Here is a 26,373-nt window from a genome sequence, read left to right as displayed (position 1 = left end):
CAAAAACTCCCAAGGAGACTTGAATGAACCTGTCAATGCGTAAAAAAGTAGCCCTCGCCGCCAGCTGCATGTTGTTCGCCGGCCAACTGATGGCTGAACCCAAGCGCCCGGAATGCATCGCCCCGGCGTCCCCTGGCGGCGGTTTCGACCTGACCTGCAAACTGGCGCAAAGCGCGCTGGTGAATGAAAAGCTGCTGACCAAGCCGATGCGTGTGACCTACATGCCCGGCGGTGTCGGCGCGGTGGCCTACAACGCGGTGGTTGCCCAGCGGCCGGCGGATGCCGGGACCCTGGTGGCGTGGTCCAGCGGTTCGCTGCTGAACCTGGCACAAGGCAAGTTCGGTCGTTTCGATGAAACCAACGTGCGCTGGCTCGCGGCCGTCGGCACCAGCTATGGCGCCATCGCGGTGAAAAGCGATTCGCCCTACAAGACCCTGGACGATCTGGTACAGGCTCTGAAGAAAGACCCGAGCAAAGTGGTGATCGGTTCCGGCGGCACCGTCGGCAGCCAGGACTGGATGCAGACCGCCCTGATTGCCAAGGCCGCCGGGATCAACCCGCGCGACCTGCGTTACGTCGCCCTCGAAGGCGGCGGTGAAATCGCCACGGCCCTGCTTGGCGGCCACATCCAGGTCGGCAGTACCGACATCTCCGACTCCATGCCGCACATCCAGAGCGGTGACATGCGCCTGCTGGCGGTGTTCTCCGACAAGCGTCTGGACGAGCCGGAAATGAAAGACATTCCAACCGCCAAAGAGCAAGGCTACGACATCGTCTGGCCGGTGGTTCGCGGTTTCTACCTGGGGCCGAAAGTCAGCGACGAAGACTACGCCTGGTGGAAGGACTCCTTCGACAAGCTGCTGGCGTCCGAAGACTTTGCCAAGCTGCGCGACCAGCGTGAACTGTTCCCGTTCGCCATGACCGGCCAGGAGCTGGACACCTACGTGAAGAAACAGGTCGCGGACTACAAGGTGCTGGCCAAAGAGTTCGGCCTGATCCAGTGATCGTCACTGTCTAGCGGCCACGGTCCCGTTTTGCGGGGCCGTGGCACAGGAGTTCCCCATGCTCTTACAACGCATTTTTGCTTCGGTGCTGTTGCTGGCCTGCCTCAGCCTGGTGCTGATGGCCTGGCCCTACCAGGCACCTTTTTCCTACGAACCGATCGGCCCTCGGGCTTTCCCCTTGTTGATGCTGGGGCTGATGGGCCTGGCGCTGGTGTACATGGTGTATCGCCCCTCGCCGATCAAGCACACCGATGAAGATCCGCCGATGGACCGCGAGACCCTGACCAAGATTGGTGTCTGCGTGCTGTTGCTGCTGGTTTTCGCCGGGCTGTTCGAACCGCTGGGCTTCATCCTCAGCAGCATGCTGGTAGGCATTCCGATGGCACGCCTGTATGGCGGGCGTTGGTTGCCGGGCGTGGTGATCATCAGCCTGATGAGCGTCGGCCTGTACCTCCTGTTCGACAAAGTCATGGACGTGCCACTGCCTCTGGGCCTGCTCGACGTTCTGGAGAACTGATATGGATACGCTTGGTTATTTGAGTCACGGCTTCGGCGTCGCACTGACCCCTTACAACCTGGTGACCGCGCTCAGCGGTACGTTGATCGGTACGATCGTCGGCCTGCTGCCGGGATTGGGACCGATCAACGGCGTGGCATTGCTGATCCCGATTGCCTTCGCCCTGGGCCTGCCGCCGGAGTCGGCGCTGATCCTGTTGGCCGCGGTCTACCTGGGTTGCGAATACGGCGGCCGGATCAGCTCGATTCTGCTGAACATTCCGGGCGAAGCCTCCACCGTGATGACCACCCTCGACGGCTACCCGATGGCCCGCCAGGGCCTGGCCGGTGTCGCGTTGTCGCTGTCGGCCTGGAGTTCGTTCATCGGTGCTTTCATTGCGACCTGCGGGATGGTGGTGTTCGCGCCGATGCTGGCGAAATGGGCGATTGCCTTCGGTCCGGCGGAATACTTCGTGCTGATGGTCTTTGCGATTGTCTGCCTCGGCGGCATGGCCGGCGACCGTCCCCTGAAGACGTTCATTGCCGCGCTGATCGGCCTGTTCCTGTCGACCGTCGGCATTGATGCCAACAGCGGTGTGTACCGGTTCACCGGCGATAACATTCACCTCACCGACGGCATTCAGTTCGTGGTGCTGGTGCTCGGCCTGTTCTCCATCAGCGAAATCCTGTTGCTGCTGGAAAAAACCCACCGTGGCCAGGAAGCCTTCCAGGCCACCGGCCGGATGCTGTTCAACTTCAAGGAAGCCGCTTCGGTGTTCTGGGTGAACATGCGTTGCGGGGTGCTCGGTTTCATCATGGGCGTGCTGCCGGGAGCCGGCGCGACGCTGGCCAGCGCCGTGGCCTACATGACCGAGAAACGCATCGCCGGGCCGAACGGCAAATTCGGCCAGGGTGACAAGCGCGGCCTCGCAGCCCCGGAAACCGCCATCGGTGCCGAAGCCTGCGGTGCGCTGGTGCCGATGCTGACCCTCGGCGTTCCGGGTTCGGGCACCACGGCGGTGATGATCGGCGCGCTGTCGCTGTACAACATCACGCCAGGCCCGCTGCTGTTTCAACAGCAACCGGACATCGTCTGGGGCCTGATCGCGTCGCTGTTTATCGCCAACATCATGCTGGTGATCCTCAACATTCCGATGATCCGCTTCTTCACCAAGATCCTCGCCGTACCGAACTGGGCGCTGGTGCCGATGATCGCCATCATCACCGCCATCGGTGTGTATGCGGTGCATGCCACCACCTTCGATCTGTTCCTGATGATCGGTATCGGCATCTTCGGCTACATCCTGCGCAAGCTGGACTTCCCATTGTCGCCGGTTTTGCTGGGCTTCATCCTCGGTGGCTTGATGGAGCAGAACCTGCGTCGGGCTTTGTCGATTTCCAACGGTTCGCTGGATATTCTCTGGTCGAGCGGAATCACCATGGGTGTCTGGGGGTTGATCGTGGTCATGTTGCTGGTGCCGATTGTGCGCATCTGGCGCAAACGTTCGGTTGCCCGGCGCGTCATTGCCGATGTCTGACCGGACACCGTTCAAAGCGTGGTGGGGCACCCCACTGGTCGGCCTGCTGGGCGGTTACCTCGCCAGCCAGGTCGGCTGGCCGCTGCCATGGATGGTCGGCTCGTTGCTGGCGATCATCCTGGTTCGCTGCCTGACGCCCTGGCAACTGGCGGAAATCCCTGGCGGTCGCAAGTGCGGTCAGTGGATCGTCGGCATCGGTATTGGCCTGCACTTCACCCCGGTGGTGATGGAGCAGGTTTTGAGTCATTTCGGCCTGATCTTCTTCGGTGCGTTGGTCACCAGCCTGTCCGCGGTGGTCGGGGTCTGGCTGATGCGGCGCACCGGCGAAGACCGCGCCACGGCGTTCTTCTCCAGCATGCCCGGCGGCTCCGGGGAGATGGTCAACCTCGGCGCCCGCAACGGTGCGGTACTCAGCCGGGTCGCTGCCGGCCAGAGCTTGCGGGTGTTGGTGGTGGTGCTGTGTGTGCCGGCTGCATTCAAATATCTGTTGGGCGACGGCACGCCTATTTCCCACGCCGGCAGCATCGATTGGCGCTGGCTGGCGATCTTGTTTCCCGCAGGCGCATTGGTCGCCTGGATCTGGGAACGTTTGCGTCAACCCAACCCATGGCTGTTCGGGCCGCTGCTGGTGAGTGCAACGGTCAGCATCGGCTGGGACCTGCATATCGGATTGCCCGACGGCGGCAGCCAGATCGGTCAATGGCTGATCGGCAGCGGCCTGGGCTGTCATTTCAATCGGCAGTTTTTCCGTCGCGCGCCGTCGTTCATGGGCCGGACGTTGGTTGGCACGGTGTTGACCATGTTGATTGCGACCGCGGCGGCATTGGGTTTGAGTGCCCTGACCCACCTGGATTTGCGCTCTTTGACCCTGGGCATGATGCCCGGTGGCATTGCAGAGATGAGCCTGACGGCGGAGACCCTGCAACTGTCGGTTCCGCTGGTGACGGCGATGCAAGTGATGCGGCTGCTGTTTGTGTTGTTTCTGGCGGAGCCGTTGTTCAGGTATTGGAACCGCAACCCGGATTCTGTCTGAAAGACCGAGTTGCCCTCTTCGCGAGCAGGCTCGCTCCCACATAGGTGTTGTGAACACCGAAAACCCCATGTGGGAGCGAGCCTGCTCGCGAAGGGGCCATCACGGACACCACATCAAACCGGCGGCAACCGCCAATCGATCGGCGACTCGCCATTCTGCTCAAGGAACTTGTTGGTCCGGCTGAAGTGTCCGCAACCGAGGAAGCCGCGATAGGCCGACAGCGGTGACGGGTGCACAGACGTCAACACCAAATGTTTGGTGGCATCGATCAACTTCTGTTTGCTCTGGGCATGGGCGCCCCACAGCATAAACACCAGATGCGGTTGCTGTTGGCTGACCACTTCAATGATCCGATCCGTGAAAAACTGCCAGCCCTTGTCCTTATGCGCGTTGGCGTTGGCGCGCTCCACGGTCATGGTGGTGTTGAGCATCAGCACGCCCTGCTCGGCCCAGCTCTGCAGGTAGCCGTGGTTGGGGATGTCGATGTTCAGGTCGCGTTTCAACTCTTTATAGATGTTCACCAGCGACGGTGGCGCCGGCACGCCCGGTTGCACCGAGAAGCACAAGCCATGGGCCTGCCCCGGGCCGTGATACGGGTCCTGGCCGAGGATCACCACCTTGACCTTGTCCAGCGGCGTGGAATTGAGCGCGTTGAAGATCATCGGACCCGGTGGATAGATTTCCTTGCCGGCCGCCCGCTCCTGCTGCAGGAAATTTCGCAACTCTGCCATATAGGGCTGGTCGAATTCCGCACGCAGTGCCTCCTTCCAGCTCGGTTCGAGTTTGATACGGTCGTCAGCAGTCATGGTCATATCCGGCAAAAACAATGGGGCGAACCCTAAGAAGCCTCACCACGCTTGTCAATTGATCTGACGCAGATCCGGCACTTTCCCACACAGCGATCATACTTAACCCTCAAATTCCCGATCGAGGTCACGATGAATCTGCACTTCGAAGAACTCACCGGCACCGACGGCGCCCGCATTGGCGTTGCCACCCTCAACGCAGAAAAGTCGCTCAACGCCCTGTCCTTGCCGATGATCAATGCCCTGCGCGACCGACTGGACGCCTGGGCCAAGGAGCCGCAAATCGTCTGCGTCCTGCTGCGCGGCCACGGCGCCAAGGCCTTCTGCGCCGGCGGCGAAGTGCGCAGCCTGGTGGAGGCCTGTCGTGCCCATCCGGGTGAGGTGCCAACGCTGGCCGCGCATTTCTTCAATTCGGAATACCGCCTGGACTTCAGCCTGCACACTTACCCCAAACCGTTGATCTGCTGGGGGCACGGTTATGTACTCGGCGGCGGCATGGGCCTGCTGCAGGGGGCAAGCACTCGCATTGTCACGCCGAGCAGTCGATTGGCGATGCCGGAGATCAGTATCGGCCTGTATCCGGACGTCGGCGCCAGTTGGTTCCTGTCGCGCCTGCCCGGCAAGCTTGGCGTGTTCCTCGGCCTGACCGGCGCCCATATGAACGGTCGCGATGCGATCGATCTGGACCTGGCCGACCGCTTCCTGCTCGATGAGCAGCAGGAAGCGCTGATTGAAGGTTTGTTGCAGCTGAACTGGCAGGAACAGACGCCGATGCAGCTCAACAGTCTGCTCAAGGCCTTGCAGCAGGAAGCCGTCGACCAGATGCCCGAAGCCCAGTGGTTGCCGCGTCGCCAGCGTATCGATGAACTGCTGGATGTCAGCGATGTGCGTTGCGCCTGGAAAGCCATCAGCGGGCTACGCGATAGCACTGACCTGCTGCTCAGCCGCGCCGCGCGGACCATGAGCGAAGGCTCGCCGCTGACCGCTCATCTGGTGTGGGAACAAATCATCCGCGCCCGGCACATGTCGCTGGCGCAAGTCTTTCAGATGGAATACACCCTGAGCCTCAATTGCTGTCGGCATCCGGAGTTCAGCGAAGGTGTGCGAGCACGGCTGATCGACAAGGATCAGAAGCCGCATTGGCACTGGCCGGACATCAACAATGTGCCGGATGCGGTGGTGCAGGCGCATTTTCACAAGGTTTGGGAGGGGCGGCATCCGTTGGCAGACTTGTCGGAGTACCAATAAAAACTGTGGGAGCGAGCCTGCTCGCGAAGAGGGAGTGTCAGACGCCATAAAAGCTGTCTGACATGCCGCCTTCGCGAGCAGGCTCGCTCCCAAAGGGAATGGCGTTTACACCGGATTAGCGGTGATTACCCCGGCCGTCGTGATCGCCACGCCCATTGCGGCCGCCTCGACGATCGTGATTGTCGTTTCGTCCGCGACGATGATCATTGTCCCAGCCGCCACGGTTGCGACCGTCCCAACCATGGTTCTGATGCGCCCTGTAGTCCGGCCGTGACTGATAGTGACGCGGCGAGTGCTGGTAGTAGCGCGGTGCCGGTTGATAGACCCGCGGCTGATGATAATAGCGCGGCGTCGGCTGGTAATACCTGGCAGGCGGCGCGTAATACCGGCGCGGTGGTGTGTAATACCCACCGTTGTAATAGTAAGGCCCGCCGCTGGAGTAATAGGCCGGCGCCGGCGATGTATAGACTTCTGAACTGTAGTATCCGGCTCCTCCATCGGAATAAGGCACGCATCCACCCAAGGACAATCCCAACACAGCAATCAGTAGAAATCGTCGATACATAGCGGCCTCCTGGACCGCGAGTGAGCCACACCAGCGACGCGGGTGGGCGACAGCTGAATGTTCTGCAACTGTCGAAATATCTGACATCGATTTCGGAATCTGGTGCGACCCCGCAACAAGTTGAAACATGTCGCCGATGAAAGGTTTTTCATCTATTCACGCGCTGATTAGTGGCGTCCCCCGCGATATCCACCGCCGTAATAACGTGGCGCGTGGCCACCCCAGTAGTAATAGCGATAGCCACCGTAAAAGCGTGGGCCATGGTAGTAACGCGGGCCGTAATAGTAGGAATAAGGCGAATAACCGGGATAGTAATAAGGGGCGGGATACACGACGTCGTAGCCACCGGCGTAGTAATAACAACCGGACAATCCAAGACCCAACGCAGCACCGAGCAACAGTCGTCGAAACATGGCGGCCTCCTGAAAGACCCGCAGCCGGAACAGGCCGACTGGCTTCTGTTTTGACTCACAATCCCCTATCAAGTGCGCCGCCTGGCCAACCTTCGGATCAGTGGCCGAGACGTCCCATTGCGGTGCGCAGGCGCACCCGGTATCTGACAGAGCGGTGTTGAGCTCACGATTCACGGACGCTGAACCTGTAGGCGCGAGGCTTGCCCGCGAAGGCGTCAGTTAAGACAACGACGTCCCTGATCCTTGCCGATTCGCCCTGCAAATGCAGCAGTCTTTTCCCCGCCATTGCCACTAGAATGCTTGCCATCGGACAACTGTCAACGGAACTGCCATGCCGCTTCGATCGCCGCTGTACTCTCAACGCTCGTTGGTCCTCACGCTGGTCGCATTGTTGGGCGCAGGTTTCCTGGCCACCTCCTTCCTCAGTTACTACGCGTCGCGGGCATCGATCCGCGACAACATCGTCAACACCGAACTGCCACTGACCTCGGACACCGTCTACTCGGAAATCCAGAAAGACCTGGTCAGACCGATCCTGATTTCCTCGATGATGTCCCGCGATACCTTCATGCGTGACTGGGTGGTAAACGGCGAACGCGACACCGACCAAATGACCCGCTATCTCAATGAGGTCATGACCCACTACGGCGCCTACACCGCCTTTTTCGTCTCCAACACCAGCCTGACCTACTACCACGCCAAGGGCGTACTCAAGCAGGTCAAGGCCACTGAACCCCGCGATACCTGGTACTTCCGCGTGCGCGACATGAAAGATCCCTATGAGATCAACGTCGATCCGGATCTTGCCAACAGAGACAACCTGACCGTTTTCATCAACTACAAGGTCTATGACTACAACGACCGTTTCATCGGCGCGGCGGGTGTCGGGCTGACCGTCGATGCGGTGATCAAGCTGATCGACAAATACCAGCAGCGTTACCAGCGCAGCGTGTACTTCGTCGACACCTTCGGACGCCTGGTACTCACCGGCGCCGAGGGTGGTCCGGATGGCGCACGGGCCGGGCAGACCCTGGGTGAACTCGAGAGCATGAAAAATCTGATCACTCAGTTGCCCAAGCCTCACAGCGGCAGCTACGAGTATTCCGGCCAGGGCCAGGGACACTTCCTCAACGTGCGGTTCATTCCGGAACTGAACTGGTACTTGTTCGTCGACAAACGCGAAGACGGCGACCTCAGTGAGATCCGTCGCTCGCTGTACCTCAACCTGCTGATCTGCCTGGTGGTCACCCTGACCGTCCTCGCTCTGCTCAACCGGGTGATCAAGCGTTATCAGAGCAGGATTCACGCCCAGGCGACCCTCGACAGCCTGACAGAACTACCCAACCGCCGCGGCTTCGACCTGCTCGCTGCGCAAGCCATGCACGAAGCCCAGCGCGAGCCCAAGCCGCTGACGGCATTGCTGCTGGACCTGGACCACTTCAAGGCCCTGAACGATACCTACGGCCACCTGGCCGGCGATCAGGTGCTGATCGGCTTTGCCAGGGATCTGGAGAGCTGTCTGCGCCACTCCGATATCGTCTGCCGCTGGGGCGGCGAAGAGTTCATCGTGCTGCTCAAGGACACCGACGGTGAGACCGGTCTGATGATTGCCGAGAAAATTCGTCAGCACGTGGCGCAGCAGCTGTATGCCTACAACGGCAGCCGCTTGCATCTGACGGTCAGCATCGGCCTGACCACCCTGCAACCCGATGACACCTTGCATACACTGCTGTCGCGGGCCGATCATGCGATGTACCGGGCCAAGCAAAGTGGCCGCAACCGTACCTGTGTGGAAAAGCCTCACTCCAGCTATGAACCAGCCTGACCTCTGCCCCGCCTGCGGCGCCCCCAACGACTGCGCCCTGGCCGACCCGCGAACCGCCGATCGGGCGTGCTGGTGCTACGGCGTCAGCATCGACCCGGGGGTACTTGAAGCGCTGCCGGCAGAACTGCGCAACGCCTCTTGCCTGTGTCCGCGCTGCGCCGAAGTCGAGGCGCAGTTGCAGGCAGCGCCCCAGCTGATCAAGTAAGATGCGCGGCCCTGTCCTCACCGATCCTTGAGCCATGCGCGTCGACCGCTTCCTCAGCAACCTGCCCCGCTTCAACCGTAAGCAGGTGCGCCTGTTGCTGGTGGAAAAGCGCGTCAGCATCGACGGAACAGTCGTCAGCGACCCCCACGCCGAAGTCCGCGAGTTCAGCCGCGTCGAAGTCGATGATGAGGTCCTGCAAGCCGGCAAGCCGCTGCGTCACTTCATGCTGCACAAACCGGCCGGTTGCGTCAGCGCCACCCGTGACCCGCAGCACCCGACCGTACTCGACCTGATCCATGAACCGGACAAGGACGAACTGCACATCGCCGGTCGCCTGGATTTCAACACCACCGGCCTGATGCTGATCACCAACGACGGCAGTTGGTCTCGCCGCCTGACCCAGCCGCAGACCAAACTGCCGAAGGTCTATTACGTCGAAACCGAGCGAGACATAGGCCCTGAATACGCCCTCAAATTCACTGAAGGCCTGTACTTCGCCTTCGAAGACCTCACCACCCAACCGGCCGGGCTAGAGCTGTTGGGGCCGAAATCGGCACGCCTGAGCATCGTCGAAGGTCGTTACCATCAGGTGAAGCGGATGTTCGGCCACTTCGACAACAAGGTGATGCGCCTGCACCGCGAGCGTATGGGGCCGCTGGTACTCGACAGCACGTTGAAACCGGGCGAATACCGCCCACTCAGCGATGAAGAGATCGAATCGATCTAAGCAGCCTACCGCTCAGCAGAAGTTGTCGAACAATTTATCAAATGCACTTGCGCAATGATGTGACCCCTGCTTGAATCAGGACGTCGGCCGAAATGTGACCGATGAGTCACAAGATACATCCAAGAAACTTTTTGCCGGTAGGAACCCATGGGTTCCGGCCTCATCCGGCAGACTGCCCGCCAATAACAATACCCGTCGACCGGACTGCATTGGATCGACATGGGCTAGCAAATTCCAAGGCATATGCCTACCTGTCACAAAGCTCGTGCAATCTCTTTTGCGCGCATACCCGCTTGCCAGGAGTCTTATGACATGAGGCCAGAAATCGCTGTGCTGGATATACAGGGTCAGTATCGGGTTTACACGGAGTTCTATCGCGCAGACGCCGCAGAGAAGACCATCATTTTGGTCAACGGCTCGATGGCCACGACTGCGTCGTTTGCACAAACCGTGAAAAACCTTTATCCGCATTTCAATGTGGTCTGCTACGACCAGCCCTACGCGGGCAAGTCAAAAGCCCACAACCTGCATGAGAAAATGCTGACCAAGGAAATCGAAGGGCAGATCCTCCTCGAGCTGATCGACCACTTCGCCGCCGAACACGTGCTGTCGTTTTCCTTTGGTGGCGCCGCGACCATGGTCGCGCTGTCCCAACGGCCACGGCGCATCGAAAAAGCCGTGATCAGCTCGTTCTCCCCGGTGGTCAACGCCCACATGCTCGACTATCTCGAACGCGGCGTCGATTACCTCGGCAGCCGGGATGGCGACCGGGTCGGCAACCTGGTGAACAGCACCATCGGCAAACACTTGCCGTCGCTGTTCAAGCGCTTCAACTACAAGCATGTCAGCTCTTTGGCTGAGCATGAGTACGGGCAGATGCACTTTCACATCAGCGATGTGCTCAACAGCGATCGGCAGTGCTACCTGAACGCGGCGAAGAAAATCAACGTACCGGTGCTGTTCATGAACGGCGAATGGGATGAGTACACCGCCGCGGAAGACGCCCGACTGTTCGCCGGCCACGTGCAACACAGCACGTTCAGCACCCTGCAGGCCACCGGCCACTTTCTCGACATGGAACACAAATCCGCTTGCCGAGACAGCCGCAACGCACTGATGGGTTTCCTGAAGCCGGCGCAGCATGAAAGCCGACCGCGTTTCCACTACGTCCAGGACCACCATGCATTGGCCATCTGAAACAGCGTCATCGCGAGCAAGCCCCGCTCTGCAGCCTTAACGCACTCCTGCAGGAACGAGGCTTGCCCGCGAACGACCGCCATGCAGTTTTCTGGCGTGTTTCACTTGTGCCAAAGCCATGCAGCGCAAAGAAAAACTTCATTTCCATGCGCACATCTGGTACAAAGTCAGCCGCTCCGAGCGGGTGTCGTATAATGGCATTACTCCAGCTTCCCAAGCTGATAACGAGGGTTCGATTCCCTTCACCCGCTCCAATCGAATTTCAGTCTCACGTTGGTTTTTGACGGGGGATGCAGGTAAAGAAAAAACCGGCCTTGATGGCCGGTTTTTTTGTGTCTGGGGTTTGACTCCTTGGGCGCTAATGCCTTCCTGAAGTTCGTTAGCGTTTTTTTCGAAAACCACGGATTTATTATCAAATTTGTTCCCGCATTAGCATTTTCATGCCTGCCGATGCGAGAAAGTGTTGGCCATCTTCGGCTGAGATTTGAGCGTGTTGCCCTATCAGTAAAATCTGGCAATACACAAAGCACTTCAATTGAGCCTTGCGTGAAGCCATCGCCGTAGTGCCCTCTAGACTCGATCCCTAGCACCCTCTGTCATCGAAGCCAGGACGGTTTCGGTGGTTATAGTGTTGATTCAAAAAATCAGTAGGTATAATAACCACAAGCACACCACAAGGAGGTGATGTGAATAGCCGATTTTCGATTAGCCAACTCGTTGCGGACGGCTGGTATCTGGTACGTATCAGAGGCAGCCACCATCACTTCAAGCATCCGACCAAGCCGGGGCTGGTGACGGTCCCTCATCCCAAAAAAGATCTGCTCAAGAAAACGGCCATCAGTATTTTGCAACAGGCGCTGCTTTAACGAGCCGATGCGCCCAGTCCTCGGAGGACAATGAACATGCTTTACCCAATTGCGATTTCAATGGGCGATGACGAACACGCCTGGGGCGTGGAGATCCCGGACATTCCGGGATGCTTTTCCGCTGGCGAAGATCTGGATGACGCCATGGCCATGGCCCGGGAAGCCATTGAAGGTCACTTCGAGATACTGGCCGAAGACGGGTCGCCAATTCCGCCCGCGAATAAAGTGACTTTGCACGCTGCCAATCCAAAGTACGCAGGGTGTGCGTGGGCACTGGTGGATATCGACGTAACCAAATATCTGGGCAAGGCCCAGAAACTGAACATCACACTGCCTGGCTACCTGCTCAACCGGATTGATGAGTACGTGCTGCACCACCCGGAAGAGAAAAGCCGTTCGGGCTTTCTGGCTTCGGCAGCACTGAAGGTGTTGCAGCAGAGCTGATGAAAGAACCGGAGCGACCGATGATGAGACTGGTCAGCGCTCAGCGCCGAGTGTTTCTTGCAGGTACTCGTATAGTTTGCGTATGGATCTCCACCCGCTCGTAAAGACTCCGTAGAGCCGCGGTGAGCCCGACGACAGATGCCTTACTCTGCCCGCTCACCATTCGCCAAGAGGTCAGCATGGACAGTTCAGAGTTGGGGATCATGATCATTTCAATGATCGGGTTGTTCGGCTTTGCTTCGTTTATCTTCGAATACTTGAGTGCCAGGCGTTCAAAGAAAAGGGGCGGATGACACGATCGTCATCCGGCCCTTTTTTCGCATCAGCGAGTCGCCACCAGAAACAACCGCGGAAACGGCAGCAACACCGAACCATCGGCCAGCGCCGGATAGGCCTGCTCAATGGCGGCCAGATACTGCTTCAGGTACTGCGCCCGCTCCGTCTCATCCAGCGGATCGAGAAACGGCCGCAGACCGCTACCCTTGAACCACTCGACCACACCCGACGCACCGCCTGCGAGTGGATGATGGTAGGTGGTGCGCCACACATCGACGCGGGTGCAGCAGGCTTTGAGGATTGAGTAATAGCCACTGGCATCGGCCATTTCCGTGCGTTGCACGGCGGCACCGGCAAGCTTGCTCGCCCAGGGACCGTCAGCCGCCACTTCGCGCATTAACCGATGCGAAGGCTCATTGAGGTTATCCGGCATCTGAATCGCCAGACTGCCACCGGGGGCGAGCCTGTTCACCAGCGAAGGCAACAACGTGGCGTGATCGGGCACCCACTGCAACACCGCATTGGCAAAAATCACATCGAACGGGCCACTGTCGTTCCAGGTATCGATATCAGCAATGTCGAACTGCACCTGCGGCAAGCGCTTGCGCGCCGCTTCGATCATGTCGGTCGAACTGTCCAGCCCGCGCACTGAAGCACCGGGAAAGCGCTCCACCAGCAATTCGGTCGAGTTACCGGGACCGCAACCGATGTCGATGGCCGAGCGCACGTCTGCGGCGGGTATCGCCGCCAACAGGTCACGGGCGGGACGGGTGCGTTCATCTTCAAAAGCGACGTATTGTTTGGCGGACCAACTCATTGCGTTCTCCTGTCGGTGCGTTGTCCAACCCGAAGGTCAACAACCGGTCCGTTACGATACATCGACTCATAGGCTCGGCTCTATTCCCCCTTCGGCAGGAAACATCATTGGGCTCTTTCAACAAAACTGGCAGTGAGAAGCGGTCGGACACACTGTAGGAGCGAGCTTGCTCGCGATGGTCGTGAACGAAAACGCGTGTAACCAGATGCCAGCGATGCACCTGGTTTTTTCGCAAGCAAGCTCGCTCCTACAGTTTCCTTGCCAAGCGACCTTAATCGTAATACCCGACAGTCTTCTTCAAATGATCCGAATACTCGTAAATGTCATCAATGGAATTGATTGCATGCCGGGTTTCGTTTTTCTCTTCGTCAAATATGCCGATGTACTTCTGCGAGCGGTTGAAGTGCAGACGGCAGATCGGCTTGCGGTTGTTGTCGTCGAGCAGGATGCCGAAGTAACTCTGGGTATCGCGCTGAACGATTCGCTTGGCATCGACGACCGATCGAACTACCGCCTTGACGATGTGATATCCCTCCAACTCTTCCAATGTCGTCAGAACCTTGTCTTCTGACTCGTCCCGCACGTCTGTTTGTTCAACACTACTGGAAGAGACTGGCAGTGAGGCCAACGCCGGCTGAATAGCACCACTCATGGCTGATTTGAGCCGTTCATTGATCTGATCGTTGAGAAATTGCACGACGGCCTTTCGGGTCAGCTCATGAAACTGCTCCCGGACTTTCTGCGTGATCACGCCGTCGTAAACCCGCGATGCGAAGACTTTCACAAAGTCGTCGTCAGGTTTGCTGACCTGGGAAGCGATAACTTTTTTGATTTGGCTGACGTACTTCAATTCGCCCGCGGCGCTGATGATCGACTCAACATCGAACGCTGATTTGGTGAGTTTGATCAATTCGGGGACGGAATACTCGTCGATATCCAGAAGGTCGAGCTCAAGAAATGGCTTCTCGTCCATTTTGTTGGGCGCATCCAGATCAGTGAAAAATTTGTAGACCTGGCCGTTGGTGAGAATGGAGATTCGAGCGCTAGTGACATGAAAGTAGCGAAACAGCTGAGAGGCATGATTGATATGTAGCGGCTCACCTATTTTTTTGCACTCGATCAGGATCTGAACCTCTCCCCCTTTCATGATTGCGTAATCAATTTTCTCCCCTTTTTTTGTGCCTACATCGCAAACAAACTCCGGTGTCACTTCGGTTGGATCGAAGACATCGTAGCCCAGTACCGTGCTGATGAAGGGCATGACAAAAGCATTCTTAGTCGCCTCTTCCGTTTGAATTGCAGCGCCCTGCAAACGAACTTTGGCAGCGAGACTTGCGAGCTTTTCGAAAAATTCCATGAGTGGCCTCTTATCCGATTTCGATCCGTGTGTCTGATACTGGCAAATTGATTGCCATTGATACTAGACACAAACCGGCACAAAGGAAGATTCCGACCAAGAATTAAGATTTTGCCCACCAACGACGAAACCAGAGCGTCATCAATGCCTCTTTGCCAACGTGTTCCAAACCGACTTTTCAGTCCCATAGCAACATCAGCCGAATTTTCATCTCGCCCTCACTGTCAGAAAAAACAGGTGCATCCCCATAAGGAAAACGGCCATGAAATTCGCAAAAATCGCACAGAAACTCGCCCTATGGGCCGGTAGCCCCAAGACGTTCCTGGGGGCGATCCTGTTGATTTTCCTGTGGGGGTTGAGCGGGCCGATTTTCAAGTTCAACGACACCTGGCAACTGATCATCAATACCTCGACCACCATCATCACCTTCCTGATGGTGTTCCTGATCCAGAACACGCAGAACCGCGACACGGACATTTTGCATTTGAAGGTCGATGAGTTGCTGCGGGTGACCAAGGACGCGCAGAACGCGATGCTCGGACTCGAGGCGTTGGACCTGAAAGAGCTGGAGGCGTTGAGAAAGCACTATCGCAGCCTGGGCGAGGGCCAGACCATTTCCATTGACGGCACGGTCGTTGAGGAGAAAGGCAAACAGGATCTGAATGAGTGTTGATCGACATTGCGCGAGTGGCCCGAGGTCACCCGCGCACGGGAATGACTAGAGACTGGCCTGTAGAGCCCGGGCCATTTGCAGGTGATTTTGCAGTTTGGGCAGGGTTTCCTCAGCGAATGCCTTGATCTGTGGCACGTCTGTGGTTTGCGCCGTTTGCTCAAGCTGCTCGATGGCTTCCTGAGTGGTTTTGACTTGGTTGGCGGCGTAGGCCTCATCAAAATTCGCGCCCTCCATGACTTCAGGCATCAAGGCCTTGGCCTTATCCACCACCTCTTCACGCGGGGCTACCGGCAGGTCCAGCTGCTTGGCGATTTTCGCCAGATGCTGATTGGCGGTGGTGCGGTCGTTGATCACAACAATGGTGTAGTCCTTGACCTCTTTGGATTCGGATTTCTGGTGCGCCAGGCGACTGGCTTCGATGTCGGCCATGCCTTTGGCGGAGGCATCGTTGATGAATTCGGCAGGGGTCTGGGCGAAGGCACTGCTGGCGCACAGGCCCAGTAACGCGGCAAAACCGCAATTGCGTAATCGGGTGGCCATCCGGTTCATGGTCGCGCCCTCCTCTAAAAATTCAAACGGGAGCTTTCGCCCCCGCTTCTCAATCAAAACCACCTTATCCACTAGCGGGATTTTTGCCCGCCTTGTCCGCCTTTACGGCCCATGTCGGGTTTCGCAGGCTCTTTATCGACCGTCGTGGTAGTGGTTTTCCCACCTTTGCGACCGGCTTCAGACGCCTTGGTTCGATCGTTGGCGAAGTTTCCCGAGTTCGAGTTTCTTGAGTTAGGCATGATTCTCTACCTCTTGGTGATGTTCGCGGCGAGCTGTAGCCCGCATAGAATCTGAATTTATGCGGGCCAAAAGGTTTAGAAAAATCCGTTCATGCCGCGACGAACGGCGACCGATATTCAGACGAGCCGCAGGTGATGCTCGCGCTTGGCGCTGTACATCGCTTCATCGGCGTGCCGGAACAACTGTGCTTCTTCCGTGCCGTTTTCAGGGTATTGCGCCACGCCGATACTCGGATGGATGTGCAGGCTGTGGCCATCCAGGCGCAGCGGCTGGTCCAGGACCTGACGGATTTTCCCGGCCACGCAGTCGGCATCGCCCGAGGCGTGGATGCTGTGCAACAACACGACGAATTCGTCACCGCCAATGCGCGCCACGGTGTCGGTTTCGCGTACGCAGCCCTTGAGCCGATTGGCGACGGTCTGCAACAACATGTCGCCCACCGCATGGCCATGGGTGTCGTTGACTTGTTTGAAACGGTCGAGGTCGACATACAGCAGCGCCATGCGCCCACGGTCGTCACGCGCCGCTGCCAATGACGCCTTGAGCCGGTCACGCAACAGTTCGCGGTTGGGCAGCTGGGTCAACTGGTCGTACTGGGCCATGCGTTGCAATCGCGCGTGCAACTGCTTGCGCTCGATCGCTGTTGCGACCTGGGCACAGACATACTGCAACAATTCTTTATCCTGCTCGGTATAGCGCTCGCCGCCGGGGATGCTTTTGACGATCAGTGCGCCGATGGTGCCGTTTTGCGAGTTCAGCGGCACACCTAGCCAACAGGGTGAATGTTGCCCGGACACCAGCGCTTCGAAACCGACGTGTGGCGTCTGCTGATCCGGGGTCAGCAAAATCGGCAGGCCGGTGCGGATAACCTCGGCACACAGGCGCCCGGTGATCGTACCGGGTTGCTCGGGCTGCGGCTCGTGGTCGTCGACGTGGTAGGGAAAATTCAACTGCGCACAGTGTTCGTCATACAACGCCACGGAAAAATTCAGCGCCGGCAGCCATTCACCGATGATCAGATGGATGCGCTTGAACAGCGCCAACAGGTCTTCTGCCGCATGCGCCGCTTCGGAAATCGCGTATAGCGCCGCCTGTCGGGACTCGGCCTGCTTGCGCTCAGTGATGTCACGGGCCACGGCGATGCGCAGTTGATCGACCTCCGACCAGCGCGCCGACCACAGGATGTTCACCACCCGGCCATCCTTGCGCAGGTAACGGTTCTCGAAGTTCAGCTTGGGATCGCCGCCCATGATTTCTCGTGCGGCATCGAGGGTGCGCTGGCGGTCGGCCGGGTGCACCAGATCAATCATCTGCCGCCCGATCAACTCCTCCGGGGTGTAGCCAAAAATGCGCTCGCAGGCCGCACTGACAAATACGAAGCGACCTTGTTTGTCGACCGCGCAAACGGCGTCCAGCAAGAGGTCGATGTAGCTCGCCAACGGAGCGGAATTTCTGGTGGTCATGGTGCCGAGAGCGTGTCCGAACGATGCAGCAAGAAGAAACCATCCCTGACCAGTACGTGTGCCACTGATGCAACCCTGCAATCAGCGTCAAGCCTTGTTCGTCACCAGCCCCGGCAATGCATGCGCCAGGGCGTTGATGGCGAAACCGATGAACATCACCCCGCACAGGCGGGTAATCGCCAGCTCATGGCGTTGATACAAGGTGCGCACCCGGCGCGCCCCGACAATGCCGATGAGGATAGCGTAGGCGAAAAGGCCACCGACGAAGCTGAGGAAGATCAGCCACGGCAACATCGACCAGGTCAGCAACTCGGCGCGGCTTGAAAGCAAGGCAGTGAATGTCGCCACCGCCACCGGGTAAGCCTTCGGATTGGTCAGGCCAAACAGGATGCCATGCCAGAACGGTTGCCGCGCCGGCCCCTGGGGCGCTTCGCCAGCGCTGCGACGTGCCCGCACCGCACGCCAGCCGAGCCAGAACAGATAAAGGCCGCTGAGTACGCCCAGCACATCAAACGCGGTGCTGCCGATTTCCCGCGCACCGACAATCGCCACCAGCGCGGTGCTGCACCAGATCACATCGCCCAGCAAATGCCCGCAGAGAAACCCCGCCCCCGCCCGCCGGCCATGCGCCGCACCAATCCCAAACACCGCCAGCACACCCGGCCCCGGGGTAATGCCATAAATGAAGCCCGAGGCAAGAACGGCCATTAGCAGCGATGGGGTCATGGGAAGTCCTTTTGAACTGTTTGGTGAATGGTCGCCAGTCTATATCAGGTCATTGCAGGCCGAATGACTGATCGTCGAAGAACTTCATCACCGACTTGGGCTTAGAACATCGAGGATTCAGGGAAAGACACTGCCGGAGGCCCGGGAGTGAGAGGAAGGCGCCCGCTTGCAGTGGCGGCGGGTCAAGGGAATGGTCGATAGTACGATGGCGACTGTCCGTCAGTCTTCGCGAGCAGGCTCGCTCTCACAGGGGTAATGCAATCCACTGTGGGAGCGAGCCTGCTCGCGAAAGCGATCTGTCGGCACCGTAATGGATCGCAGGCTGCGCTAGCTCCTGCAGGAATGCGTGGTCCCCGCACGAGCCGGCGCGACTTGCGAACTCTTAAAACTTGTCCAGCGTACGCAGCTTCTGCGGCAGCCCCCACAGCAACAACGCCACCGCAATCAGCGCGCAGACGCCAATGACATACAACGCCGGTGTGGTGCTGCCGGTCAGGTCCTTGATCCGCCCGACCATGACCGGGCTGACGATGCCGCCGAACTGGCCCAGGGTGTTGATCACCGCGATCCCGCCCGCAGCCCCTGCGCCGGCGCCGGCCAGCAGTTTTGGCGGCAGAGTCCAGAAGCTCGGGATCGAGGCGATGATGCCGGCACCGAGCAAGCCCAGGGCGACGATCAGGAACGTCGTGTGATGGGCGAAGATCCCCGCGCTGAAGAAGCCGATCGCACCGACCGCGACCAGTCCTGCGACAAACTTGCGTCGCTCGCCGGAGGCATCCGACAAGCGTCCGATCACCACCATGCTGATGGCGCCACAGATGTACGGGATCGCCGTCAGCAGACCGATCATCACCGGGCTCTCGGTACCGGCGCTGCGGATCAGTTGCGGTGCCCAGAAATTCAAGCCGTAGGATGCCACCTGAATCAGGAAGTAGATCAGGCCGAGGGTCAGGAAGCCCGGAATACGCAGCGCCGCGAGCAGCGACCCGCCACTTTTGTGCGGTTCATGGTGAGCGATGCGACTGGCCAGCAACGTCTTCTCCGAGGGCGTCAGCCAGTGGGCGTCTTCGATGCGATCCTTAAGCAGGGTCAGCACCAGCAAACCGAGGCCGATGCATGGCACACCGCCGAGCAGGAACAACCAGTGCCAGCCACGCATGTCCATGAAGCCGTCGAGGTGTTGCAACACCAGCCCGGAGAACGGCGCGCCCACCAACCCGGCGAAGGCCGATGACAGAAACAGCATCGAGGTGATGCGTCCGCGATAGTGCTGCGGGAACCACAGCGTCAGGTAATACAACACGCCCGGCGCAAAACCCGCCTCCATGGCACCGATCAAGAATCGGAGTACATAGAACTGCCATTCGCTGTTGACGAAGACCATCAGCGCGGTGGCCAGTCCCCAGGACATCATGATCCGGGCAATCCAGCGACGGGCGCCGACCTTGTACAGCATCATGTTGCTGGGCACTTCGAAAATCACGTAACCGACCACAAACAACCCGGCGCCGAGACCGTAAGCGGTGTCGCTCAGGCTCAGATCGGCCTGCAACTGGAACTTGGCGAAGCTGATGTTGATGCGGTCGAAGAACGCGAACAGGTAGCAGACCATGATCAGCGGCATCAATCGCCAGGCGACCTTGCTGACCAGGGCTTTTTCTTCGTCGTGGCTAACAGCCGGGCTCGCGCCGGCCTCCAATGCATTAAGGCTCATTGCGTTTCTCCAGGCGGACTTCCCGAAGGTGTCCGATTGTTTTTGTTGTCTGGTGTGCTCTGTGTGGGAGCTTTTACTGTGGGAGCGAGCCTGCTCGCGAATACGGTCTGACATTCAACGATGATGTCGACTGATACTCCGCTTTCGCGAGCAGGCGCGCTCCCACAGGGGGTATCGGGTGGGTCAGGAAGGCACGGGGTGCAGGTCGCAGTTGCGGCCGGCCTTGGCCAGTTGACCGGGCACTTCGTGGCCGAGCAGCGTCGGCAATCCACGCGACAATGTCAGCAACAGCGGCAGATCGATGCCGGTGTGAATGCCGACTTCATCGCACAGGTTCACCAGGTCTTCCGTGCAGATGTTGCCCGAGGCGCCCGGTGCAAACGGACAACCGCCGAGGCCGCCGAGGGCCGCGTCGAAACGCCGGGCACCGGCCTCGTAGGCGGCCAGAACGTTGCACAAACCAAGGCCACGGGTGTTGTGGAAATGCAGGGTCAGGTCCGCTGGCGATACCCGTTGCAACACGCGCCGCACCAGGCGGTCGACCTGACGCGGGTTGGCCATGCCGGTGGTGTCGGCCAGGGTGATGCCCTGAATGCCGAGTTCCTGATAGGCCTCGACAATCTGCAGCACCCGGTCTTCATCGATCTTGCCCTCGAACGGGCAACCGAAGGTGGTGGCGATGCTGGCGTTGAGTCGCACCGGCGAGCCGCCCACAAACTGGACGATCTCGCCAAACGCGGCCAATGAGTCTTCACAACGCATGCGCATGTTCGCCAGGTTATGGGTCTGACTGGCAGACATCACCAGGTTCAGCTCATCGGCGCTGCAGGCCAGCGCCCGTTGCGCGCCTTTGAGGTTGGGGATCAACGCGACGTAGATCACCCCCGGCTGGCGGGTAATGCCCTTGAACACCAACTCGCCGTCACGCAAAGCGGGAATGGCCTTGGGCGACACGAACGAGCCGCCTTCGATACGGCTGAATCCGGCCAGGGACAACTGATCGATCAGGGCGATCTTGTCGACGGTTTCGACCCAGGTCGGCTCGATCTGCAGGCCGTCACGCGGAGAGACTTCCTGCACGATGAGGCTATCGGAATAGTCAGTGATCATTGCACCACTCCTTCGACTTTCAGGCGTTCGATGTCCGCCGGTGTCAGACCAAGCTGCGCGAGAATGCCGTCGGTGTGCTGGCCCAGTCCGGGACCCGACCAGTTCACGCCACCGGGTGTTTCCGAGAGTTTCGGTACGATGCCCGGCATTTTCACCGTGGCGCCGCCGGGCAGCTCGGCATTGAGCAGCATGTCCCGCGCCTGGTAGTGCGGATCGGCAACAATGTCGGCCACCGAATAGATGCGCCCGGCCGGAACTTCGGCGGCTTCCAGCGCCGCCAGCACGTCGTCGATCGGCAGGCTGCTGGTCCAGTGGGTGATGGCGGCATCGAGCAGATTGCTTTTTGCTGCGCGCCCATCGTTATGGGCGAATTCGGGTGCTTCGGCCAGATCCACGCGGCCGATGGTGTGCATCAGGCGACGGTAGATCGGGTCGCTGTTGCCGGCGATGACCACGTAAGCGCCATCGCCCGTCAGGTAAGTGTTGGAAGGCGCGATGCCCGGCAAGGCACCGCCGCTGCGCTCACGTACATGGCCGAGCATGTCGTATTCCGGCACCAGGCTTTCCATGACGTTGAACACGCTTTCGGCCAGGGACACATCGACGATTTGCCCGCCGCCCTGCCCAGTCTTGACCCGCAGCAACGACATCAATGCGCCGATCACTGCGTGCAGCGAAGCCAGCGAGTCGCCGAGGCTGACTCCAACCCGCGCCGGAGGCGAACCGGGGGTGCCGGTGGTGTAGCGGATGCCGCCCATGGCTTCGCCGATGGCACCGAACCCCGGACGATCTCGGTACGGACCGGTCTGGCCATAACCGGAAATCCGCACCAGGGTCAGGTTGGGGTTAAGGGCATGCAGCACGTCCCAGCCCAGGCCAAGTTTTTCCAGGGCGCCGGGGCGCAGGTTTTCGATCAACACGTCGGCGCTGGTCGCCAGTTGCTTGACCAGTTCAATGCCTTCGGCGGATTTCAGATTCAGCGCCAGGGATTTCTTGTTGCGCGATTGCAGGTACCACCACAGCGAGGTGCCTTCATGCAGCTTGCGCCATTTGCGCAGGGGATCGCCCTGCCCCATGGCTTCGATCTTGATCACTTCGGCGCCGAACTCGGCCAGCATGCGCGCGGCAAACGGCGCGGCGATCAGCGTGCCGATCTCGATCACTTTGATTGCACTCAGGGGGGCAGTCATCGCGGGGTACCTCTTGTTCTTGGAATATGTGCCAAGGCTAGAGGACCGATGCCCAAGGAATCCAACCTTCAGTTGGCAAGGGGCGTTCGCGAAACGCGAACGCCCTGCCGGGAAATCGCCGCGGCCTCAGATATGCCTTCGCGAGCAGGCTCGCTCCCACAGTTGATCTGTGGTGTTCACCAATCCCCTGTGGGAGCGAGCCTGCTCGCGAAGGGGCCGGTCTGATCCATAAATAACTCAGGCCTGTCCACGCAAATGCTCAAACAACATCCGGCTCACCGGCGACAGCAGCGCCTCATCGCGCACCACCAGGATCAACGCCCGATCCGACCAGTCATCGGTCAACGGCACCGCATGCAACCCCAACGCCCGACCAAACAGTTCATAAGCTCGCTGCGGCAGCACGCCAATGCCCATGTTGGCCTGGATCATGCGACACATGGCGTCGAAGCCCGGCACATGGATGCGCACCCGCAAGACCCGGCCCGCCTGACGCGCCGCGGCATGGGTACGCATGTTGATCGAACTGGCCGCATGCAGCCCGACATAATCGCTGTCCAGCGTATCGGCAAATGCCACGTTCGGACGGTTGGCCAACGGGTGATCCGGCAACATCAGCACCATCAGTTTGTCCTGACGGTACAGCACGCTGTGCAAGCCCTTGATGTCGCTGTCGATGGAGCAGATCCCGAGGTCGGCCACACCATCGAGCACCCCTTGAATCACCCCGGCGCTGGGTCGTTCTTCAAGATCGGTCTTGACCTGGGGATGCTGCTCGGAAAAGTCGCGCAAGTCTTCGGGCAGGAACTGGATGATTGCCGACAGGTTCGCGAGCATTCGCACATAACCGCGCACACCGTGACTGTGCTCGCCCAGTTCCAGGCCCATTTTCTCGACGTTGAACAACATCTGCCGGGCATGGTGCAGTAGCGTTTCACCGGCCGGCGTCAACGTCATGCCTTTGGCCTGGCGCACAAACAGACTGATACCCAGCGCCTCCTCCAACTCCATCAGGCGCTTGCTCGCCGCCGACACCGCAATCGCTTCGCGTGCGGCGGCACGGGTCAGGGTGCCCTCTTCATGGACGGCGACGAACAGTTGCAGGGTGATCAGGTCGAGGCGGCGGATCAGGCTTTTCTGCAGCATCAGGGACTCGGCAATGTCGGTTCAGGCGAAGTCGCAGCATAACGTTCTTCATCCGCGTCGTGGCGCTTGCAACGCGCGGCGGAAAATCTCGATGCCCTCCGTGATAAAGTCGCCGCCCATCAGACCTTTTGCTTTGAGACTTTGATCGCAATGACCGATTTCCAGGATGTCGACGCCCAACTTGAAGACTGGAATGCCCTGCGCGCCAGCACTGCGTTCGGCGGCTTGCTGGTGGGCAACGGCGCCAGCCGCGCGGTGTGGGACGACTTCGGCTACGACTCGCTGTTCGAAAACGCCCGTACCGTCGAAGAAAAGCCCCTGAGCCCCTCCGAGCTGAGCGTATTCGATGCGATGCAGACGCGCAGTTTCGAGCAGGTGTTGAGCGCGCTCAAGACCACCAGCCGGGTCAACAAGGCTCTGGCCGTCAGCTCCGCCGCGCCGCGCAATCGTTACTACGCAATCAAGGAAGCGCTGATCAACACCGTGCACGCGGTGCATATCCCATGGCGATTGGTCGAAGCTTCGACACTGGCGACGATCAATCAGGAACTGACCAGCTACCGCACAGTGTTCACCACCAATTACGACTTGCTCAATTACTGGGCGATCCAGCAGCAACCGGACGCGATCACCGACCTGTTCCAGGGGGACGAACCCGCTTTCGACCTGAGCACCACCGCCACCGACAAGACCCGTTTGCTGTACCTGCACGGCGGCCTGCACCTGGTGCGCAATCAGGACGGTACGGCGCGCAAACTGATGTCGACCGAAGGCACGTTGCTGGGCAATTTCGCCATCAACAACACGATCAAGACCCTCGACGACGTGCCGCTGTTCGTCAACGAAGGACCCAGCGCGGACAAGCTCAAGACCATTCGCAGCTCGGACTATCTATCGTTCTGCTACGAGCAGTTACTCGGCCACAACGATGGCTTGTGCCTTTTCGGCCATGCACTGGGCGAGCAGGACAGCCATATCGTTCATGCCTTGCGCCAGGCGAAACCGAAGGTTGTGGCGATCTCGATTTACCCGCGCAGCAAGGCGTTCATCCAGCATCAGAAGCGGCATTACGCGAAGGTGTTCGAGGGGACCGGGGTTGAGTTGCGGTTTTTTGATTCGAAGACGCATGCGCTGGGGAGTTCGAAGCTCGCGGTGCCCGTCGAGGTCTAAGGCGTACGTCAAACCTGTGGCGAGGGAGCTTGCTCCCGCTGGGCTGCGAAGCGGCCCCAAGGATTTTGTGAGCGCTACGCGCTCAAGCGGGAGCAAGCTCCCTCGCCACAAAAGCCCAATCACTCATTCCTCAGTGCTATGCACCACCACCAGCAACTGCGCCTGCACCTCGCCCACCGAGCGGATCCGATGCGGTTTCTGTGAGTTGAAGTGCAACGCATCTCCTCGGCTGAGCAGAACACGCTCATTGACGAAATCCACCTCGACCTGCCCCTCGTGGACGAACAGAAACTCCTCGCCCAAGTGTTCCTTGAAGGCTTTGTCGGTGAATTCCGTCGGCGGGTAAATGATGAACGGCAACAGACTTCGTTCACTCACCTGGTGGGCCAGCACCGCGTAACCCGGATTGTCGTCGCTGGCGCCCAATGGCTGGCGCTCGTGGCTGCGCACCAGGCTGTAGCTGTCGAGGCTGACCTTGTCTTCAGAAAACAGCTCCTCGACGTTAACGTTCAAGGCCTTGGCCAGTTTCAGCGCAGCCGCAATCGACGGCGTGTTCAGCCCGCGCTCGACCTTTGACAGGTAACTCTTGGTCATGCCGGATTTTTCGGCCAAGGCCTCCAGCGTCACGCCAAGTTTTTTTCTCAATAATTTCAAACGGATAGACATTTAGAACGATTAATCCATCAAGGAGGCGACGAATTGTCCTTGCTCATGACACAAAGTGTCATATAGCATCTTTCGTGTCATCTGCATGACCCACCCAAAGAGGACACCGATATGGCCAAGACATTAGCACTGCCCAAAGATCAACTGGTCAAGCAAGCGCTGAGCCAGATGCAAAACACCCTCGCGGATAATACGTGGACCGACCGGCAAAAGCTGGCCCTGACCTGCCGCATTCTGTTCGAGAATGGTCACGACTCAGGTCTGGCCGGGCAAATCACCGCCCGTGGCCCGCAGCCGGGCACCTATTACACTCAACAACTGGGCCTGGGTTTCGACGAAATCACCGCGAGCAACCTGCTGCTGGTCAACGAAGACCTGGAAGTGCTCGAAGGCCACGGCATGCCGAATCCGGCCAACCGTTTCCACAGCTGGGTGTACCGCGCCCGGCCGGATGTGAACTGCATCATTCACACCCACCCGACCCACGTCGCGGCATTGTCGATGCTGGAGGTGCCGCTGCAGATTTCCCACATGGACCTCTGCCCGCTCTACGAAGACTGTGCGTTTCTTGAAGGCTGGCCAGGAGTACCGGTGGGTAACGAGGAAGGTGATCTGATTGCCGGCGCCCTGGGCGACAAACGGGCAGTCCTGCTTTCTCACCACGGCCAGTTGTCCACCGGCACCACCATCGAGGAGGCCTGTGTGATTGCTCAACTGATCGAACGCGCCGCCAAGTTGCAGCTGCTGGCGATGAGCGCCGGGACCATCAAGCCGATCATTCCCGAGCTGGGCCGCGAAGCCCATGACTGGATCGCCCGGCCAAAACGTCACGCCGCCGCTTTCAACTACTACGCCCGGCAGAACCTGCGTCAACACGCCGATTGCCTGAACTGAACCCAGCCCCTTTTCG

Annotated in this window: 28 protein-coding genes and 1 tRNA gene; 15 read left to right on the top strand and 14 right to left on the bottom strand. The window is 59.3% G+C overall.

Annotation, left to right across the window (positions count from 1 at the left end; translation table 11 throughout):
* Positions 1 to 23: 23 nt before the first annotated feature.
* Genes CKW21_RS18900 through CKW21_RS18885 form a run of 4 tightly spaced genes read left to right on the top strand, consistent with a single transcriptional unit; the run spans position 24 to position 4,070 of the window.
* Complete coding sequence (locus CKW21_RS18900; protein ID WP_095195470.1) at positions 24 to 1,004, top strand: tripartite tricarboxylate transporter substrate binding protein; 981 nt, start codon at positions 24 to 26, stop codon at positions 1,002 to 1,004.
* A 58-nt stretch (positions 1,005 to 1,062) separates the two neighbouring features.
* Positions 1,063 to 1,521: a tripartite tricarboxylate transporter TctB family protein gene (locus tag CKW21_RS18895; RefSeq protein WP_095195469.1), complete on the top strand. Its 459-nt coding sequence runs from the start codon at positions 1,063 to 1,065 to the stop codon at positions 1,519 to 1,521.
* Position 1,522: 1 nt separating this feature from the next.
* A complete protein-coding gene (locus CKW21_RS18890; RefSeq protein ID WP_095195468.1) occupies positions 1,523 to 3,037 on the top strand; it encodes a tripartite tricarboxylate transporter permease in 1,515 nt (504 codons plus the stop codon).
* The gene (locus CKW21_RS18885; RefSeq protein ID WP_095195467.1) at positions 3,030 to 4,070 is read left to right on the top strand and encodes an AbrB family transcriptional regulator; all 1,041 of its coding nucleotides are present in this window, start codon (positions 3,030 to 3,032) and stop codon (positions 4,068 to 4,070) included. The genes CKW21_RS18890 and CKW21_RS18885 overlap by 8 nt, the downstream gene beginning before the upstream one ends.
* Positions 4,071 to 4,183: 113 nt before the next feature.
* On the opposite strand, the gene ung is transcribed toward CKW21_RS18885, so the two are convergent.
* Positions 4,184 to 4,876 (bottom strand): uracil-DNA glycosylase, encoded by a 693-nt coding sequence (ung, locus tag CKW21_RS18880; protein ID WP_095195466.1) that lies wholly within the window; start codon positions 4,874 to 4,876, stop codon positions 4,184 to 4,186.
* 132 nt (positions 4,877 to 5,008) lie between these two features.
* Here ung and CKW21_RS18875 point away from each other — a divergent pair, with 132 nt between their 5' ends.
* On the top strand, positions 5,009 to 6,124 hold the full coding sequence (locus CKW21_RS18875) for an enoyl-CoA hydratase/isomerase family protein (RefSeq protein ID WP_095195465.1): 1,116 nt from the start codon (positions 5,009 to 5,011) through the stop codon (positions 6,122 to 6,124).
* A gap of 115 nt (positions 6,125 to 6,239) precedes the next feature.
* Here CKW21_RS18875 and CKW21_RS31645 read toward each other — a convergent pair whose 3' ends face one another.
* Together CKW21_RS31645 and CKW21_RS18865 are read right to left on the bottom strand one after the other, a co-directional pair.
* Complete coding sequence (locus CKW21_RS31645; protein ID WP_095195464.1) at positions 6,240 to 6,689, bottom strand: hypothetical protein; 450 nt, start codon at positions 6,687 to 6,689, stop codon at positions 6,240 to 6,242.
* Between the two features lie 167 nt (positions 6,690 to 6,856).
* The gene (locus tag CKW21_RS18865; RefSeq protein ID WP_095195463.1) at positions 6,857 to 7,102 is read right to left on the bottom strand and encodes a hypothetical protein; all 246 of its coding nucleotides are present in this window, start codon (positions 7,100 to 7,102) and stop codon (positions 6,857 to 6,859) included.
* 331 nt (positions 7,103 to 7,433) lie between these two features.
* Between CKW21_RS18865 and CKW21_RS18860 the strand changes: the two genes are divergently transcribed.
* The 7 genes from CKW21_RS18860 to CKW21_RS18830 all read left to right on the top strand — a co-directional run bounded on the left by CKW21_RS18860 (position 7,434) and on the right by CKW21_RS18830 (position 12,366).
* Positions 7,434 to 8,927 (top strand): sensor domain-containing diguanylate cyclase, encoded by a 1,494-nt coding sequence (locus CKW21_RS18860; protein WP_095195462.1) that lies wholly within the window; start codon positions 7,434 to 7,436, stop codon positions 8,925 to 8,927.
* Positions 8,914 to 9,132 (top strand): cysteine-rich CWC family protein, encoded by a 219-nt coding sequence (locus tag CKW21_RS18855; protein ID WP_095195461.1) that lies wholly within the window; start codon positions 8,914 to 8,916, stop codon positions 9,130 to 9,132. The genes CKW21_RS18860 and CKW21_RS18855 overlap by 14 nt, the downstream gene beginning before the upstream one ends.
* Before the next feature lie 34 nt (positions 9,133 to 9,166).
* Positions 9,167 to 9,859, top strand: a complete 693-nt coding sequence (locus CKW21_RS18850; RefSeq protein WP_095195460.1) for a pseudouridine synthase — start codon at positions 9,167 to 9,169, stop codon at positions 9,857 to 9,859.
* Positions 9,860 to 10,171: 312 nt separating this feature from the next.
* On the top strand, positions 10,172 to 11,056 hold the full coding sequence (locus CKW21_RS18845) for an alpha/beta fold hydrolase (protein ID WP_095195459.1): 885 nt from the start codon (positions 10,172 to 10,174) through the stop codon (positions 11,054 to 11,056).
* Between the two features lie 180 nt (positions 11,057 to 11,236).
* Positions 11,237 to 11,310 (top strand) — tRNA-Gly (locus tag CKW21_RS18840).
* Positions 11,311 to 11,742: 432 nt separating this feature from the next.
* The gene (locus CKW21_RS18835) at positions 11,743 to 11,922 is read left to right on the top strand and encodes a type II toxin-antitoxin system HicA family toxin (protein ID WP_095195458.1); all 180 of its coding nucleotides are present in this window, start codon (positions 11,743 to 11,745) and stop codon (positions 11,920 to 11,922) included.
* Positions 11,923 to 11,958: 36 nt separating this feature from the next.
* Complete coding sequence (locus tag CKW21_RS18830; protein WP_095195597.1) at positions 11,959 to 12,366, top strand: type II toxin-antitoxin system HicB family antitoxin; 408 nt, start codon at positions 11,959 to 11,961, stop codon at positions 12,364 to 12,366.
* A 322-nt stretch (positions 12,367 to 12,688) separates the two neighbouring features.
* On the opposite strand, the gene tam is transcribed toward CKW21_RS18830, so the two are convergent.
* Positions 12,689 to 13,459, bottom strand: coding sequence for a trans-aconitate 2-methyltransferase (gene tam / locus CKW21_RS18825; protein ID WP_095195457.1), 771 nt, complete (start codon positions 13,457 to 13,459; stop codon positions 12,689 to 12,691).
* 271 nt (positions 13,460 to 13,730) lie between these two features.
* Positions 13,731 to 14,816 carry a type I restriction endonuclease gene (locus tag CKW21_RS18820; protein ID WP_095195456.1) on the bottom strand — a complete coding sequence of 362 codons (1,086 nt, stop codon included), beginning with the start codon at positions 14,814 to 14,816 and terminating at the stop codon, positions 13,731 to 13,733.
* Between the two features lie 262 nt (positions 14,817 to 15,078).
* On the opposite strand from CKW21_RS18820, the gene CKW21_RS18815 reads away from it, so the two are divergent.
* Entirely contained in the window at positions 15,079 to 15,489 is a 411-nt protein-coding gene (locus tag CKW21_RS18815; RefSeq protein ID WP_095195455.1) for a low affinity iron permease family protein, read from the top strand.
* Between the two features lie 45 nt (positions 15,490 to 15,534).
* Here CKW21_RS18815 and CKW21_RS18810 read toward each other — a convergent pair whose 3' ends face one another.
* The 8 genes from CKW21_RS18810 to CKW21_RS18775 form a co-directional block, all read right to left on the bottom strand.
* Entirely contained in the window at positions 15,535 to 16,038 is a 504-nt protein-coding gene (locus CKW21_RS18810; RefSeq protein WP_095195454.1) for a DUF4142 domain-containing protein, read from the bottom strand.
* A 71-nt stretch (positions 16,039 to 16,109) separates the two neighbouring features.
* On the bottom strand, positions 16,110 to 16,277 hold the full coding sequence (locus tag CKW21_RS18805; protein ID WP_095195453.1) for a KGG domain-containing protein: 168 nt from the start codon (positions 16,275 to 16,277) through the stop codon (positions 16,110 to 16,112).
* 117 nt (positions 16,278 to 16,394) lie between these two features.
* Positions 16,395 to 17,741 carry a sensor domain-containing diguanylate cyclase gene (locus CKW21_RS18800; protein WP_095195452.1) on the bottom strand — a complete coding sequence of 449 codons (1,347 nt, stop codon included), beginning with the start codon at positions 17,739 to 17,741 and terminating at the stop codon, positions 16,395 to 16,397.
* Between the two features lie 87 nt (positions 17,742 to 17,828).
* Complete coding sequence (locus CKW21_RS18795) at positions 17,829 to 18,467, bottom strand: LysE family translocator (RefSeq protein ID WP_095195451.1); 639 nt, start codon at positions 18,465 to 18,467, stop codon at positions 17,829 to 17,831.
* 382 nt (positions 18,468 to 18,849) lie between these two features.
* Entirely contained in the window at positions 18,850 to 20,181 is a 1,332-nt protein-coding gene (locus CKW21_RS18790; RefSeq protein WP_095195450.1) for an MFS transporter, read from the bottom strand.
* Between the two features lie 183 nt (positions 20,182 to 20,364).
* Positions 20,365 to 21,291, bottom strand: coding sequence for a hydroxymethylglutaryl-CoA lyase (locus tag CKW21_RS18785; RefSeq protein WP_095195449.1), 927 nt, complete (start codon positions 21,289 to 21,291; stop codon positions 20,365 to 20,367).
* Entirely contained in the window at positions 21,288 to 22,481 is a 1,194-nt protein-coding gene (locus CKW21_RS18780; RefSeq protein WP_095195448.1) for a CaiB/BaiF CoA-transferase family protein, read from the bottom strand. The genes CKW21_RS18785 and CKW21_RS18780 overlap by 4 nt, the downstream gene beginning before the upstream one ends.
* Positions 22,482 to 22,718: 237 nt before the next feature.
* Complete coding sequence (locus CKW21_RS18775) at positions 22,719 to 23,627, bottom strand: LysR family transcriptional regulator (protein WP_095195447.1); 909 nt, start codon at positions 23,625 to 23,627, stop codon at positions 22,719 to 22,721.
* A gap of 150 nt (positions 23,628 to 23,777) precedes the next feature.
* Here CKW21_RS18775 and CKW21_RS18770 point away from each other — a divergent pair, with 150 nt between their 5' ends.
* The gene (locus CKW21_RS18770; RefSeq protein WP_095195596.1) at positions 23,778 to 24,797 is read left to right on the top strand and encodes a DUF4917 family protein; all 1,020 of its coding nucleotides are present in this window, start codon (positions 23,778 to 23,780) and stop codon (positions 24,795 to 24,797) included.
* 123 nt (positions 24,798 to 24,920) lie between these two features.
* Here the strand turns inward: CKW21_RS18770 and CKW21_RS18765 are convergent, their stop codons facing one another.
* On the bottom strand, positions 24,921 to 25,463 hold the full coding sequence (locus CKW21_RS18765; protein WP_095195446.1) for a helix-turn-helix domain-containing protein: 543 nt from the start codon (positions 25,461 to 25,463) through the stop codon (positions 24,921 to 24,923).
* A gap of 111 nt (positions 25,464 to 25,574) precedes the next feature.
* On the opposite strand from CKW21_RS18765, the gene CKW21_RS18760 reads away from it, so the two are divergent.
* On the top strand, positions 25,575 to 26,357 hold the full coding sequence (locus tag CKW21_RS18760) for an aldolase (RefSeq protein ID WP_095195445.1): 783 nt from the start codon (positions 25,575 to 25,577) through the stop codon (positions 26,355 to 26,357).
* Positions 26,358 to 26,373: the final 16 nt, after the last annotated feature.

The sequence above is a fragment of the Pseudomonas sp. Irchel 3A7 genome (assembly GCF_900187565.1).
Lineage (GTDB): Bacteria > Pseudomonadota > Gammaproteobacteria > Pseudomonadales > Pseudomonadaceae > Aquipseudomonas.
This window is presented reverse-complemented; position numbering and strand designations above follow the sequence as displayed.